This is a genomic window from Desulfocastanea catecholica (assembly GCF_054657295.1).
Genome location: NZ_BAAHYZ010000138.1, coordinates 1 through 423, shown reverse-complemented (window position 1 = coordinate 423; position 423 = coordinate 1). Strand labels below are relative to the sequence as shown.

General features: G+C 57.2%; 1 protein-coding gene and 1 pseudogene. Both read left to right on the top strand.

From position 1 onward, the window contains the following. Positions 1-189, top strand: a 189-nt coding sequence (locus ACYQ8U_RS23235; RefSeq protein WP_459947931.1) for a 4Fe-4S dicluster domain-containing protein, incomplete at its 5' end; no start/stop codon positions are given. Next, positions 182-423, top strand: a pseudogene (locus ACYQ8U_RS23230) (2-oxoacid:acceptor oxidoreductase subunit alpha); the annotation flags it as partial. The gene ACYQ8U_RS23235 and the pseudogene ACYQ8U_RS23230, both read left to right, overlap by 8 nt.

Below are 423 nucleotides of genomic sequence, written 5' to 3'. Positions count from 1 at the left end.
AACCGGGACTGGTGCAAGGGCTGCGGCATTTGCGTCAGTTTTTGCCCAACCAAGGTACTGGAGCTGGACGAGCGGGATAAAGCCACCGTCGTTCGACCGGAAGACTGCATCTGCTGTCGCATGTGTGAACTACGCTGTCCGGACCTGGCGATTGAGGTGCTGATTGAGGAGGGGGGAAAAGATGAGTAAAAACATTCGATTTGTCCAGGGCAACGAGGCCTGTGTCGAAGGGGCCATCTACGCCGGCATCGACTTTTTTGCCGGGTATCCGATAACCCCGTCAACAGAGATCGCCGAGCTTTTGTCGGCGCGGTTGCCGGAAAAGGGCGGCAAGTTTATCCAGATGGAAGATGAGATTGCCTCGATGTGTGCCATCATCGGCGCCTCGCTGACCGGCAACAAGGTCATGACGGCGACCAGCGG